The organism is Mycolicibacter sp. MU0102, assembly GCF_963378105.1.
Lineage (GTDB): Bacteria > Actinomycetota > Actinomycetes > Mycobacteriales > Mycobacteriaceae > Mycobacterium > Mycobacterium holstebronense.
Window position 1 is genome coordinate 2,459,017 of the sequence record NZ_OY726398.1, and the last position, 15,357, is coordinate 2,474,373.

General features: G+C 67.7%; 7 protein-coding genes. All 7 read right to left on the bottom strand.

All coding sequences use genetic code 11. The features are described 5' to 3' along the window. Positions 1–18: 18 nt before the first annotated feature. On the bottom strand, positions 19–5,349 hold the full coding sequence (locus RCP37_RS11435; RefSeq protein ID WP_308483252.1) for a type I polyketide synthase: 5,331 nt from the start codon (positions 5,347–5,349) through the stop codon (positions 19–21). A 40-nt stretch (positions 5,350–5,389) separates the two neighbouring features. Next, complete coding sequence (locus RCP37_RS11440; protein WP_308483253.1) at positions 5,390–7,147, bottom strand: AMP-binding protein; 1,758 nt, start codon at positions 7,145–7,147, stop codon at positions 5,390–5,392. A gap of 564 nt (positions 7,148–7,711) precedes the next feature. Then, entirely contained in the window at positions 7,712–8,428 is a 717-nt protein-coding gene (locus RCP37_RS11445; protein WP_308483254.1) for a thioesterase II family protein, read from the bottom strand. A gap of 250 nt (positions 8,429–8,678) precedes the next feature. Further along, complete coding sequence (gene lipL, locus RCP37_RS11450) at positions 8,679–9,944, bottom strand: esterase/beta-lactamase LipL (protein ID WP_308483255.1); 1,266 nt, start codon at positions 9,942–9,944, stop codon at positions 8,679–8,681. Between the two features lie 60 nt (positions 9,945–10,004). Further along, positions 10,005–10,994 (bottom strand): methylmalonyl Co-A mutase-associated GTPase MeaB, encoded by a 990-nt coding sequence (gene meaB / locus RCP37_RS11455; protein WP_308483256.1) that lies wholly within the window; start codon positions 10,992–10,994, stop codon positions 10,005–10,007. Beyond that, positions 10,995–13,283 (bottom strand): methylmalonyl-CoA mutase, encoded by a 2,289-nt coding sequence (gene scpA, locus RCP37_RS11460; protein WP_308483257.1) that lies wholly within the window; start codon positions 13,281–13,283, stop codon positions 10,995–10,997. 5 nt (positions 13,284–13,288) lie between these two features. Next, positions 13,289–15,196: a methylmalonyl-CoA mutase small subunit gene (gene mutA, locus RCP37_RS11465; protein WP_308483258.1), complete on the bottom strand. Its 1,908-nt coding sequence runs from the start codon at positions 15,194–15,196 to the stop codon at positions 13,289–13,291. Between the last annotated feature and the right edge of the window lie 161 nt (positions 15,197–15,357).

Genomic DNA, 15,357 nt, shown 5'->3' on the forward strand with positions numbered 1-15,357 from the left:
CGGGGAACTCAATTCCCACTAGATCCCGTCCCATCCGGCCGGAGCCGATTCCACGCTGTCGAACAGCTCGTTCAAAACACTGTCGGCCGACTCCGGCAGCTCACCGCCTGCGGCTGCCGCGTCACCGCCGGCCTCTTCCTGCGGCAACAGCTTGCCGGTCAGGTGCGCCGCCAGTGCCGCAGTCGTCGGGTGATTCCACAGCATGGTGGCCGACAGTTCCATACCGACCAGCTGTTCGATGTCACGGCGCACCGCCATCGCCATCACGGAGTTCAAACCGAGTTCGGCGAACGGCCGGTCCAGCTGTAGCTCAGCCTCCGACATGCGAAGCTCGCGCGCCAGAATGCTGCGCAACCCGATTTCCAGCTCGCTCAGTATCTCATCGGCGGGCAGCTGCGCCCAGTCGCGGACCGGCTCGGCGGGACCGGAAGCGGACTCCCCGGGCTTTCCTTCCCTGGGCAGCGGCACCATCACGGCCTGCGCGACGTCGTAGTGCTCCACGTGGTCCCAGGCGGCGAAGGCTTCCGCCGGGGTGATGGGCCGCGAGCCCATCCGCTCCAGCTCGTGCAGCACGACATGTGCCTCGGCCCCGAACCCCAGGCCCTTCCACGCCACCCAGTCGAGGCTGACGCTGTGGCAGCCCAGCTTGTGGCGGGCACGGGCCAGACCGTCCAGGTAGGCGTTGGCGCTCGCGTAGGCACCCTGACCAGGAACACCGAACACTGCGCCGGCGGCTGCGGTCATGAAGAAGAAGTCCAGGCTGGCAGGCGGGAAGAGCTCGTTGAGCACCTGGGCGCCCGCGACCTTGGGCCACATGGTGTCACGCAGCCGCTCGGGTTCTACCTCGGTGAGCAGTTGCCCCTCGGTGATACCGGCGGCGTGGATGATGCCGCGGATCGGCGGGGCACCGGCGGCGTCGCGGCGGGCCAACAAGTCGGTCACCGCAACCCGGGATCCGACGTCGAGACCGACCACGTCAACAGTGACACCGCGCCGCTCCAACGCCCGGACCGCGGAGATCTTGTTCCGCACGCCCTCCTCGATCTCCTCGGAGTCCCAATCGCGCCGGGGCGGCAGGGCGCTGCGGCCGGCCAACACCAGGCGCCGGGCACCGCGGTCGGCCAGCCATCCGGCCATCAGCAGGCCGAGCGCTCCCATACCGCCGGTGATGAGGTAGGCGCCATCGGGCTGGCAGACCATCGGCTCGCGCTGCTGCGGACCGGAGATCGGCGTGAACGCCGGCGTCAGGAACTGGTCCTCACGCCACACCAGAATGGACTTGGCCGGCGTGCGCAGGATGCTCGACAGCGCTGCAGCGGCCGCATCGCCGGTGTCAGCGGACCCTTCACTGGGCAGGTCCACCAGCCCACCGCACAGCTGCGGCTGCTCTGCCCGGATCACGCCCGCCATTCCCCACAGGCAGCTTTGGCGCACCGCAGCGGCGGAGGCGGCCTCGTGGACGCCGTGGGTGACGATCCACAGGGCCGGCGGGTGGGTGTCGCGGTCGGCCAGGGTGGCCACCAGATCGGCTACCTCACCGGCCAGGCGGGCCGCGCAGTCCAGGTCGGATTCGTCGGCGGGGCCCGGGTCGGCGACGTAGACAACGTTCTGAGCCTCGGTGATCCCGACGCTGGGGTGACCAACTGCGCTCAGGGTGTCGCGCAGCCGGTCGGCGGCGACACCGCCACCGACCACCGCCAGGGTTCCCGGCTGACTCGGGGTCTGCAGTTCGGCGTCCCAGGGTTGCCAGTCGATCGCGTGGGCGATCGAGCTCGGGTCGTCCGAGGTGGCCACGTTCAGCACCGTGTAGCGCAGCCCGCGGATGTCGACACACCGGCCGCCGTCGGCGGTGGTCACGGCGATGTCGACGATGAGTTCGCCCTCACCGCCGTCGCGCCGGTGCACTGTGACTCCGGCCCGACCGTCGGCCGGTGCGTCGCCGAAGCGGACCTCATCGACCGACGCCGGCACCATCAGCTCGGGGTTGGTGTTGTCGACCAGGCGGGCGACATGCAGAGCGGCGTCGAGCAGCGCTGCCGTGCCGGACTGTGCGGACGCGACGTCGGCACGCAATTGGGTCGCGGTGACCCGACCGGAGGTCAGCGACCACTCGAAGGGACGCCCCTCGCTGCCCCAGGTGAGCCACAGCGCGGTCACCGCGTCGTCATCGAAGGGGGTTCCGCTGTGGCCGTTGGTGAGGCTGGAATCAACAGCGAGCCCGACAGATTCGTTGCGCGGCGTGATGCGGGCGCTGAGGTGTTTGACCCACCGGGCGGCCGGGTCGTCGGAAACCGCCTTCGACGAAACTGTCACTGATTCGCCGTCGGCGACCACCTGGATGGTCCGCGGCCGGTCGACGAGAATCGGGTGCTCGAACCGGATCTCGCTGACCGCTGAGTCTCCGCTGACTTCGAACGCTGCGTCCGACAGGGTTTGCAGCAGCACCGATGCCGGGACCAGCTCCACCCCGTTGTTGCGGTGACTGCCGGGATACGGCTTGGTCTCCGGCGACAGCCGGGCTTGCCACAGGTGGACGGTCGGCGTACTGCCGATCTTGATGTGGGTGCCCAGCAGCAGGCCCGGCCGTGGTGCGGATTCGGCTGCGGTGATGGAGCTTTCGACCACAAGCCAGTGATGGGTGTGCCGCCACGGTGTGGTCGGCAGCACCGGGTAAGACCCCGATGGGTGCGGCAGTTCGCGCGGGCTCACCGGGTGGGCGCTGTTGAGATGCTGATGGAAGGCGACGGTGTCATCGCCGTCGCGCACCAGCGTGGCAACGCTGCAGTGCGGCACCGCGTCCAGGATCTCGTCGATGGTGTGGGTAAGGATCGGGTGCGGGCTGATCTCGATGAACGTGCCGTATTTGTCCCCGGCGGCAGCGACCGCCTGATTCACCCGGGCCGGTTGGCGCACATTGTCTGCCCAGTAGCGGGCGTCGAGCACCGGAGTGGGCCCGAGCGGATCGACCACAGTGGACAGGAACGGGATCTGTGGCATTTGGGGGGTGATGTCGGCCAGTTCGGCACGCAGTTCATCCAGGATCGGATCCATGAACGCGGTATGGGAAGCCACTTCCATATTCACCCGCCGCGCAAACCGCTCCGCAGCAGCCACCGCAGCAATCACCGCATCCACATCCGCCGGCGCACCGGCCACCACCGTCTGCCGCGGCGACAAATACCCCGCCACCTCAACACCGGGATAACCCGCCAACAACTCGTGAGCCGAGGCGGCATCGAGCTCCAACAACGCCACCGCACCCTGACCGGCCTGCCGCGACATCAAAGCCGACCGCACCCCGATCACCTTCAAACCCTGCTCCGGCGTCAGCGCCCCGGCCACCACCGCCGCAGACACCTCCCCCATCGAATGCCCAATCACCGCATCCGGCACAACCCCATAGGAACGCCACAACGCAGCCAACGCCAACTGCAACCCCATGATCACCGGCTGCACCTGCGCATCACCAGAAATCTCAACGCCGTCGGCAATCACCTCACGAAGCGAAAAACCCACCTGCCGGACAAAAACCGGCTCCAACTCAGCAACAGCGGCAGCAAACACCGGCTCATCGGCCAACAACCGACGACCCATCCCCACCCAATGCGAACCCTGACCCGAAAACACAAACACAGTGCCGGGTCCGGGCAGCACTGCAGCCGGTTCCACCACACCCGGTGCGGATTCACCGGCGGCCAGTGCAGCAAGCGCGGTAACGGCCTGCTCGTGATCGCGGGCAGCGATGGTGGCGAATTTCTGGTGGCGAGTGCGGTGATGGTTGAGCGCATGTGCGATGTCCGGCAGCGCGATCTCGGCGCCGTCGGTGGCCATCCATTGTGCGAGTACTCCAGCGGTGGCCGCGATACGCGCCGGCGACTTCCCCGACACCACCAACGTGCTCACCGGCACCGCCGGAGCCGCCGCGACAACCTCAACATCCGGCGCCTGCTCGACGATCACATGCGCATTCGTGCCCGACACCCCAAACGAGGACACCCCCGCCCGACGCGCACGCGACACCACCGGCCAATCCATACCCTGACCAGCAATCGCAAACTTCGACGCGCCCGCGCCGGCGTTCGGCGTCAACTCCGAGAAATTCAAATGCCGCGGAATGAAACCCTGCTGCACCGACAACACCGTCTTGATAAAGCCCGCGACGCCTGAGGCGGATTCAAGGTGACCAAGGTTGGTTTTGACCGATCCCAGCACCAACGGCGCCGAAGAACCCCGCTCACCAAACACCGCCGACAAGGCATCCAACTCAATCGGATCACCCAACGCCGTACCGGTGCCATGCGCCTCGACATAATCGATATCGCCCGGCTCCAACCGCGCCGACGCCAACGCCGCCCGCACCACCTTCTGCTGCGCCGGACCCGACGGCACCGTCTGACCCGACGACGGCCCATCCTGATTCACCGCCGAACCCCGCACCACCGCCAAGATCCGGTCACCATCACGCTGGGCATCCGAGAGCCGCTTGAGCACCACCACCCCAGCGCCTTCCGAGCGGACGTAGCCGTCGGCGGCCGCATCAAAGGTCTTGCACTGACCATCCGGGGCCAACATCCCCCACCGCGACGTCGCAATGCTGTTCTGCGGGGTCAAGATCAAGTTCACCCCGGCCGCCAACGCCTGATCCGACTCCCGACGCCGCAAACTCGCACACGCCAAATGAATCGTCACCAACGACGACGAACACGCCGTATCCACCATCATCGCCGGACCATGCACACCCAAGAAATACGACAACCGACCCGCCGCGAAATTGGCCGCGTTGCCGAAGGGAACGTACGGGTCGACTTCTTGTGGTCGGATCTGGCTCATGATGTCCAGCGCGTAATCATTGGTGGTCATACCGACGAAGATGCCGGTCTGGGTGCCCCGGATCGTCTCTTTGGTGATCCCGGCGTGCTCCAACGCCTCCCAGGCCACCTCCATCAGCAACCGCTGCTGAGGATCCATCGCATCGGCCTCACGCGGCGATATGCCAAAAAACTCCGCGTCAAACTCCGCCGGCTGCCACGATGTCAAAAACCCGCCATCATGAGAACAAATCGTTCCCGGCACCGAATGATCCGAGGAATAGAACGCATCAGCATCCCAGCGATCCGCCGGAACCCGAACAATCCCCGAACCCTCATCACACAACAACCGCCACAACGCGGCCGGACCATCCACCCCACCAGGCAAACGACAGCCCAAACCCACCACCGCGATCGGCTCAGTATCGCCGGCCTCAGCAACCGCCAACCGCGCCGTCAAATCATCAATCTTGCGCAGCGCCTCAGCAACAATCGCCCGACGATCCGGCCCCCCGACCGGCGCAGCACTCTTCTCGCTCAACTCAACCTCCCCGAGAGCCGCGCGAGCAGCTCGTCATCTGTCATACAGACCGAGCAGTAGCATCCAGTCGGTCGAATCCATCACGCTGGTAGATCTCTACGCAGCTGGAACGGCGGATCTTGCCGCTGGTCGTGATCGGGATGGCACCCGGCGACACCAGGACCAGGTCTCCACTCACCAGGCCGTGCGCCTTGGACAGCGCGGCCGTCACCTTGCGACGTACCTCGGTCAGCCTGTCCAGGATCTCCTCATCGGAACCCCCCTTGTTCTTGAACTCCGCGATCGTAACAAGCTGCTCGGAGTGGCTGTTGGGGATCGAGACCGCGGCGACACGCCCACCGGTGATTTCCTGAACGGTGGCCTCGATGTCGTCCGGGTAGTGGTTACGCCCGTCGACGATCAGCAGGTCCTTGATCCGGCCGACGATGTAGAGCTCTCCTCCGGAGATGACGCCGAGGTCGCCGGTCATGAGCCAGGGCCCCTGCGGTGTCCCCGGAGTCGGGTCGACGAGCTTGCCACCGAAGGTAGCTTCGGTGGCCTGCTGGTTGTGCCAGTAGCCCGCTGCGACGTTGGGGCCGTGTGTCCAGATCTCGCCGACTGTGCCTTCCGGGTTTTCGGTCTGGGTTTCCGGATCCACGATACGTAGGGTGCAGGCCCGAGGAACACCGCAGCTGACCAGCTCGACGCCACCTTCGGCACCACTGGGCACGGCCGTACCGGCGGCCAGCTTGGTGTAGTCGAACCGCGCGGTCGGCGGCGGGTTGCCGGGGGTGTTGGACGTCAGGTAGACGCTCGCCTCGGCCAGCCCGTAGCCGGGGCGCAGGGCGGCAGGGTTCACGTTGAACTTGGTGAATCGGTCGACGAAGCGTCGCAGCGTCGCGGCGTGAATGCGCTCCGCACCGAAACAGAAGGTGTGCACGTTGCTCAGGTCGAGACCCGCCATGTCCTCGTCGGAGGTCCGCCGCACGGCCAGCTCGTAGGCGAAGTTCGGCCCACCGGTGAATCCGACGGGAGCCTTGGCGAGCTCCTGCATCCAGCGCGCCGGCTTCGCCAGGAACGCCATCGGGCTCATGTGCACGGTGTGCACGCGCAGGACCATCGGGTAGATGACAGTTCCGAGCAGACCCAGGTCGTGGTAGAACGGCATCCACGACACCAGGTTGAGTCCTTCCGGCGCCTTTCCGCCGGTCAGCGCGAAGGTGTCGTCAGCCATCTGCACCATGTTCGACACGGCGTTGGCGTGCGTGACCATGACGCCGGCCGGCGTCCGGGTCGAACCCGACGTGTACTGCAGGAAGGCAACCTTGGTCTGTGCCGTCGCGCCGGGGGCTGCCAGCGGCTCGGAGTCGAGGTCCAACGCGTCGATCTCGATGACCACCGGCGGCTTTCCGCCCAGGCCCTTGATCGAGCTGGCGATGTCACCGACCGCCGACGTGGTCGTCAGGATCGCCGCCGGAGCACTGTCACGCAGCGCCGCCGACACGCGCTCGTCGTGCACGCCGAACATCGGCACCGGCAGCGGGACGGCGATCATGCCCGCCTCCAGCGCACCGTAGAACCCGACGATGTACTCCAGGCTCTGCGGGGCCAGAATCGCCACCCGGTCGCCGGGAGAGGCGCAGGTCGCCAGTTCGGCCGCCACCACCCGGACGCGGTTGCGCAGCTGCGACCATGTCACGGTCTCGCGGTAGCCGGCGGGGTCGACGTCGTAGTCGATGAACGTGTACGCAGGCTCGTCTGGCTTGTCCCGCTCGAGGTTCGCCAACAGGGTCGGGATGTGCGTTTCAGTTACCGACATTGCGTTGTCTTCTCCTTATGCTGTCAGGTCCTTGGACCTCACCTGCTGAGTACTTCGGCCCCGTCGAGAGTCGTTGCGCTTACTGTCCGAACTGACGGTTTCGCTGCGCTAGGTCCCTGCACAGCGGAGGTATGCAATTGGATTAGCGAGATTTGGGATGGATCCCCCACGCGATCAGGTCTGGCGGGCATCCCTGGAGGGGTTGCTCAGCTGAATACTTCAGCCTCAGCGCAGGTTGGCTGCTCGCCGTGCCGGGTGGAGACGGGGGCGGGGACCTCCGAGCGCTGCGATCGCCCGGCCGTCACGGCCGGTGCGGATGATTCGACCAACGCCACGGGTACCCCTTCTGGATGTTTGGAACCTGCGCTAAAACTCCTTGGACCCCGACATCCCAGGCGTTTCCCTCCGCGGAGGCTACCACGGAAGCGCAGCTGACAGGCAATTTATGGCCCACATACAGCGCAAACGCAGCAGATCCGCCATAGTAGCGGAGAAGTCACGTGCGCGCCTCACGAGTAACTTTCCGCACCACGCGCCCATTCACATTTCAGCCGCGCCGGGCGCTCATTCCTGGCAGTACTGCGCGATCTTCTGCTCGATATCGCCGACCAGTTCCGGCAGGTGTTCGGTGAGGTAGAAGTGGTGGCCGGGTGCGGTGAACACCCGCGCGCTGAATTCGGCGGTGGTGCGCTCCGCCCACGGACCCACTTTCTCCGCGGTGGCGACGTCATCTTCGTCACCATGGAACGCAAACAGCGGACAGGTCACTCGCGCCTCGGGCGGACAGTCATAGTTCGCGATGGCTTTCAGGCCGCGCAGGGTCGGGAGGATCTTGGCCGCGAACTCCTCGTTTTCCAAGAATTCGGGGTTGACTCCCGTCATGGTGCTGACGGCGTCCAGCAGGCCGCGGTCGGACTCGGGAATGTTGTCGTAGCCGGCTCGTCCCGGTGCGCCCGCAGCCGACACGAACAGCGCGGCAATCCGATGTCCGTCGGCCTCGAATCGGCGCGCCACCTCGAACGCCAGCAGCGCGCCCATGCTGTGACCGAAGAAGGCGACCGGCCCGTCAGTCGGAGCCGGCGGTGCGACCGTCTTGCAGACCTGGTCGGCGAGGTCTTCGATGCTGGTGAAGGCGCCCAGGTCATGGGTTCCGCCCTTGCCCGGGTACTGAACGCCGATGCGCTTGACGTCGGTGGTGAAGGTCTTGGAGAACGGCACGTAGTACTGCGGCGATCCGCCGGCATGCGGGAAGATGTAGAGCTTCGGCGTACGGTCAGTCACCCGGCAACCTTAGCGGCGATCGCGAACCCGGCGGAGCCGGGTGAAGCGGGTCGCCGCCATTCAGCACAGCGGCGATCGCGAACCCGGCGGAGCCGGGTGAAGCGGGTCGCCGCCATTCAGCACAGCGGCGATCGCGAACCCGGCGGAGCCGGGTGAAGCGGGTCGCCGCCATTCGGCACAGCGGCGATCGCGAACCCGGCGGAGCCGGGTGAAGCGGGTCGCCGCCATTCGGCACAGCGGCGCACCACCACTAGCCGGTCGCGGCATCCGGCGCGGCGAACGGCTCCCCCAGCTGCGGGATCGGCGTGTAGCCGTGCCGGCGCCCCTGGGCGACGCCGCGGCGAATCAGCGCGGCCGTTCCGACGAAACCGGCATGGTCGATTGCCACGAATCGGGTCAGCAGCCGGTTGTGCACGAAGCCGATCGCCAGCCCGGAGGCAGGATCCGCCCACCCCATGGATCCGCCCAGCCCGACGTGACCGAATCCGGGCAGCACCGGTCCGAACGGGATCGCGTGATAGCCCAGGTGGAACGCCAACGGAACCCCGATGGTGCGGTCTAGCTCGAGCGTGTGCGGACCGGTCAGGCCCGCCACGAGTTGGGGTGACAGCAATTGAGTGCCGTCGATCTGCCCGCCGTTGGCCAGGGCGCCGTAGAGGCGGGCCAGCCCGCGGGCGGTGGCCACCCCGTTGAGGGCGGCGGCCTCGGTGTCCAGGAACGGAATGCCGCCGCGGACGGTGTCCATCACCCCTGGGAAGTAGAAGGCGCCCAGGCCCCCGTACCGCAGCGCCGAGGCGGCCCGCGGCGCCACCAGGTCCACTACCGCGTTTCGCCGACTGCGCTGGGGCATGATGATCTCCGCTGCGACGGTAGGAGCGTCGGCGGGCGGGCGGCCCAGGTGCATTCCGTCGATACCCAGCGGTCCGGCCAGCTCCGTGCGGAACAGCTCACGCATTCCCACGCCGGTGACGGCCCGGGCCAGCCCGGACACCAGCCAGCCGTACGTCAGCGCGTGATAGGCGGGTTTGCCGCGCTCGGGTCCCGGCGCCGCAGCGGCCATCCGGGCTTCCATCGTCACGTGGTCCAGTAGGTCCGCCCTGCTGGCGCCGTTGAGGTGGGTCAGGCCTGCTCGGTGTCCCAACAGCTCGCGGACGGTGATCGCGGCCTTGCCGTTCGCCCCGAACTCCGGCCAGTACTGCGCCACCGGCACGTCGTAGTCGATGAGTCCTCGGTCGACCAGCCGGTGGATGACCGTCGACGCCGCACCCTTGGTCGCCGAGAACACCATGGCGCCGGTGTCGGCCGACCACGGCACCTGTCCCGCCCGGTCCGACCATCCGGTCCACACGTCCACCACGGGCTGTCCATCGAGGTAGATCGCCAGCGCCCCGCCGCCGAAACGGCGACCCGGGAACATTGCGGCGAAGGCGCGCACAGCACAGGCGAAGTTCGGGTCGGCAACGCCGTGCACGTTCGCCGGAAGCTGCGCCCGACGAACCTCGAGATGCTGTGTCATGGTTGGGAATCTACCGCGTCCACCGGCCGATATAAGTCGGATTACCGCACGCGCGTGCCACTAATTCCAGATGGCCTCGAGGATTCGCTGGGCGGCCAGCGCGGGGGTCAGTTCTCCGCGCAGTACCTGCTGTTCCACCTCGGTGCGCACGGCGCGCACCGCCTGGTCCGACAGTGCGCGTTCCAGCACGGCGTCGCGGACCAACTGGCGGGTCCAGTCCACCTGTTGTGCCCGGCGCCGGGCGTCGAATTCGCCCGCTTCGATCAGCGTCTGCCGATGCCGCTCGACGGTCTCCCAGAATTCCGGCAGCCCGGTGCCCTCGATCGCGCTCATCGTCAAAACCGGTGGCCGCCAAAGCGTTTCGCGGGGATAGATGAGCCGGATCGCGGTCGACAACTCTCGTGCAGCCAGGCGCGCTTCGGCCAAGTGGTTGCCGTCGGCTTTGTTGACCACCACGATGTCGGCCAGTTCCAGCACACCCTTCTTGATGCCCTGCAACTGGTCGCCGGTGCGGGCCAGGGTCAAAAAGACGAAGGTGTCGACCATGTTGGCGACTGTGACCTCGGACTGGCCGACGCCGACGGTCTCGATCAGGATCACGTCGAAACCGGCGGCCTCCAGCAGCACCACCGTCTCGCGAGTCGCCTTGGCGACCCCGCCCAGGGTGCCCGACGTCGGCGACGGACGGATGTAGGCGCGTTCGTGCGTCCCCAGCCGCTGCATCCGGGTCTTGTCCCCCAGGATCGAACCACCGGTGCGCGTCGAGGACGGGTCAACGGCGAGCACCGCCACCCGGTGGCCCTGCTCGATCAGGTGCATCCCGAGGGCTTCGATGGTGGTCGACTTGCCCACGCCGGGAACACCGGTGATGCCCACCCGCCGCGCCCCGCCGGCGTCAGGCAACAGCTCCAGCAGCAGCTCCTGTGCCTGCTGGCGGTGATCGGCGCGGGTGGACTCGACCAGGGTGATGGCCCGCGGCAGCACGGAGCGGTCGCCGGAGCGCACCGCCGCCGCCAACTCGGCGACGGTGTCAGACACGTTGTCGGCCATTTATTTCTGGTCTGCCGCCGGTTCTGCTTGGTCGGCGAGCTCGTACCCTCGCCGGGACGCGAGGGTCTTCAGCAGGTCCACCGCAGCGTCGGCGATCACCGTGCCGGGCGGGAAGATCGCGGTCGCCCCGGCGGCATAGAGCTCGTCGAAGTCGCCGGGCGGGATCACTCCCCCGACCACGATCATGATGTCGGGCCGGCCGACCTGCGCCAGCGCGTCACGCAGCGCCGGCACCAACGTCAGGTGCCCGGCGGCCAGCGAGGACACCCCGACCACGTGCACGTCGTTGTCGGCAGCCTGGCGGGCCACCTCGTCGGGGGTGGAGAACAGGGCACCGACGTCCACGTCGAAGCCGATGTCGGCGAACGCGGTGGCGATCACCTTCTGGCCACGGTCGTGGCCGTCCTGGCCCATCTTGGCGACCAGGATGCGGGGCCGGCGGCCGTCGGCCTCGGCGAACTTCTCCACCAGAGCGGTTGCGCTAGCGATGTTGCTGCCCTTCCCGACTTCGTCACGGTAGACGCCAGAGATCGTGCGAATCTCGGCCTGATGGCGACCGTAGACCTTCTCCAGCGCGTCGGAGATCTCCCCGAGGGTGGCCTTGGCCCGGGCGGCGTCGATGGCCAGCGCCATCAGGTTGTTGCCCAGCCCGTCCTCACCGGCCGGACCATTGGCGCCGGCCGCCCGAGTCAGCTCGGCCAGCGCGGCCTGGCAGGCAGCCTCGTCGCGCTCGGCGCGCAGCTGCTCGAGCTTGGCCAACTGCTCGGCGCGCACCCGGCTGTTCTCGACCTTGAGGACCTCGATCTCCTGGTCTTCGGCGACCTGGTACTTGTTGACGCCGATCAGCGGCTGACGCCCGGAGTCGATGCGGGCCTGAGTGCGGGCGGCGGCCTCCTCGATGCGCAGCTTCGGGATGCCCTCGCTGATGGCCTGGGCCATGCCGCCGTGCGCCTCGACCTCCTCGATGTGCGCCCGGGCCCGCTGCGCCAACTGGTGGGTCAGCCACTCCACGTAGTAGGAACCGCCCCACGGGTCGATCGGCCGGGTGGTGCCCGACTCCTGCTGCAACAGCAGCTGGGTGTTGCGGGCGATGCGGGCGGAGAAGTCAGTCGGCAGTGCCAGCGCCTCATCCAAGGCGTTGGTATGCAGCGACTGGGTGTGACCCTGGGTGGCGGCCATCGCCTCGACGCAGGTTCGTGCGACGTTGTTGAAGACGTCCTGGGCGGTCAGCGACCATCCCGAGGTCTGCGAATGCGTGCGCAGTGACAGCGATTTCGAGCTCTTGGGGTCGAAGCGGGCGACCAACTCACTCCACAGCAGGCGGCCCGCACGCAGCTTGGCGACCTCCATGAAGAAGTTCATCCCGATGCCCCAGAAGAACGACAGCCGGGGCGCGAACTTGTCGATGTCCAGACCGGCATCCAGGCCGGCCTTGATGTAGTCCACCCCGTCGGCCAACGTGTAGGCCAACTCGAGATCGGCTGTGGCACCGGCCTCTTGGATGTGGTAGCCCGAGATCGAGATGGAGTTGAACTTCGGCATCTTCGCGCTGGTGTAGCCGAAGATGTCGGAGATGATCCGCATCGAGGGCTTCGGCGGATAGATGTAGGTGTTGCGCACCATGAACTCTTTGAGGATGTCGTTCTGGATGGTGCCGGCCAGTTTCTCCGGTGGCACCCCCTGCTCCTCGGCGGCCACCACGTACAGCGCCAGGATCGGCAGCACGGCGCCGTTCATGGTCATCGAGACGCTGACCGCGCTCAGGTCGATCCCGTCGAACAGTTGTCGCATGTCCAGGATGGAATCGATTGCGACCCCGGCCATTCCGACGTCACCCTGCACCCGGGGGTGATCCGAGTCGTAGCCGCGGTGGGTGGCCAGGTCGAACGCGACCGACAGGCCCTTCTGACCGGCCGCGAGGTTGCGCCGGTAGAAGGCGTTGGAGTCCGCCGCGGTCGAGAACCCGGCGTACTGGCGAATCGTCCACGGCTGGTTGACGTACATCGTCGGGTACGGCCCGCGTACGAACGGCGCCTCGCCGGGGAAGCTGTCCAGCGGGTAACCCTCGGCGACCGCGGCGGAGCGATCGGCCGCGGTGTACACCGGCTTGACCGCAATTCCCTCCGGGGTCTGCCATTCCAGCTGCTCAGGTGTGTAGCCGTGCGCGGCCGCGGCGGCCGCGACGTGCTCGGCGACGGCGCTCTCGGTCACCGGTTCGGCGACGCGGTCACCGTGCAGCGCAACCTCGGCGAAACTGCCGAGCGTGCCATGTGAGGTGCTCGTGGTCATGGCTCTCAGGCCCCCAATCGGGTCAGTAAGTCCGACAGCGCCTGCACCGCATCGATTTTCATGGTCAGGTAGTCGTCTGGCTTCGGATCGGTGTCGGAGTTGCCGGCTAATGCCTTGGCCGGCCCCGCCAGGTAGACCCGGTCGACTCCGGCGGTACGAGCCGCCCCGATGACCGCGGCCGCTTCGGCGCCGTAACGGGCATCGCTGCCGCACAGCACCACCGCAGCGGGTGAGCCGGCCTCCGCCACGGCGTCGGCCACCTGCTCGGCGTTCACCGTGCCGGGGTTGATCGCCTCGATGCCGCCGGAGGCCAGCAGGTTCGCGGCAAAGGTAGTCCGAACGTTGTGTTCGGCGATCGACCCCAGCGGCAGCAGCAACGCCTGCGGCCGGGCACCGGTACGCGCTAGGTAGGCGTCGGAGCGGTCTCGCAGCGCCTCGAACTGCGCAGCGTAGCGCCGCAAGCCGGCCGGCGGGTTCTGTGTCGCAGACGGCGGCAACGGCGCCTCGTCGAGGTTCGGGTACTCGTTGACGCCGGTGATCGCACTGCGCCGATGTGCGATGTCCTCGGCCCGCGCGGCGGCAACCTCGGCGATCCGCTCGCCGATGTGCCCGCGGGCGGCCTCGAATCCGCCCAGCTCCTCGATCTCCTGGAACTGACGCCAGGCCTGCTGCGCCAACTGTTCGGTGAGGTCTTCGACGAACCAGGACCCGCCGGCCGGGTCCAGGACCTGGCCCAGGTGCGACTCTTCGAGCAGCAGCAGTTGGGTGTTGCGGGCGATCCGCCGCGAGAACGTTGTCGAGGTGCCGGGCTGCCCACCCGGGATCACCGTGTCAAACGGCCACACCAGCACGGTGTCAGCTCCGCCGACACCGGCGCCGAAGGCGGCCAGGGTGGTGCGCAGCATGTTCACCCACGGGTCACGCTGCGTCATCATCGCCAGGGATGTCTCGGCGTGGACGACGGCGGCACCGGCTTCAGGCGCCCCGGCGACCTCGGTGACCCGCGCCCACAGTTGGCGCGCCGCCCGGATCTTGGCGATCGTGATGAACTGGTCATCGTCGGCGGCGATCCGGAAGCTGATCTGGCGGGCGGCGTCGGCCACCGACAGGCCGGCATCGGTGAGCACCCGCAGGTAGGCCACGGCCGCGGCCAGGCCGGCAGCCAACTCCCCCGACGCGCCGGCGCCCAGGTTGTGCAGGGCCGGGCCGTGGACGGCGATGGCCCGCACCCCCGGATGCGCGACGGCCTGCGACGCCACCGCGATCACCTCGTCGATCGACGGTGCCGAACGGTCAGTCAGCGGCGCGGTCAGCGGGTCGGCGCCCAAATCCACCGACAAATTGGCGCGATTGTCCGGGTCGAGTGCCTCGACCAGGGCCAGCATGGTCTCGGCGGCGGTGGTGTAGTCGCCGGCACCGGCACCGTCGAGCAGTACCGGAACCAGGTCCAGGTAGACGTCGTCGAATACGCCCCGCAGCTCGGCAGCCGGCACGCCCGCTTCGCCGACCCGCAGTGTCAGCGCGCTGACGCCGTCGGTCAGGGCACTCAGAACGGCGCCGTTGGCGTCGGCGGCCGAAGCCGATCCGCCGATGGGAAAGACCTCGGCGACCTTCCAGCCGGTGTTGACATCGCGCCGCGCGTCGGCGCCGCGCACGAAGGGCCACTGACCCGGCAACGGCGGCTCGGGTAGCGCGTCCAACGCGGTGTAGAGCGCCCGAACGGCGAAGCCGCCCTGCCCTGCCAACCCCTCCACCGGGGTGTCCAGCAGCCGCTCGGGCTCACCGCCGGTCTCGGCGTCGATATCGGCCGGCTCGCGGCGCGCGCTCTTGGCCAGCACCCCGGCCACGGCGGCACGCCAGCGTGCTCGGGCCTGCTGGATGCCGGCGGGTTCGGCGGACACGTCGATTGACACCGGCGACTCCTGTGGTTACTCGCGAGTAGCTGTTGAATCGCTACCCAACATGTGTCAACCAGGCTAAATGATGCCGATCGGCCGACACGGGTGAGGTGTGCCGAGCGGCGAAACTCCCGCTGAGTGACACGAAGTGTTCACCCCCGGCCCGTACTCTTGAG

Bases quoted from the DNA above. Each gene is read 5' to 3' on its own strand.
- RCP37_RS11440 (WP_308483253.1), bottom strand. From the start codon at position 7,147: ATGTCGGTAACTGAAACGCACATCCCGACCCTGTTGGCGAACCTCGAG.
- meaB (WP_308483256.1), bottom strand. From the start codon at position 10,994: ATGGCCGACAACGTGTCTGACACCGTCGCCGAGTTGGCGGCGGCGGTG.
- lipL (WP_308483255.1), bottom strand. From the start codon at position 9,944: ATGACACAGCATCTCGAGGTTCGTCGGGCGCAGCTTCCGGCGAACGTG.
- scpA (WP_308483257.1), bottom strand. From the start codon at position 13,283: ATGACCACGAGCACCTCACATGGCACGCTCGGCAGTTTCGCCGAGGTT.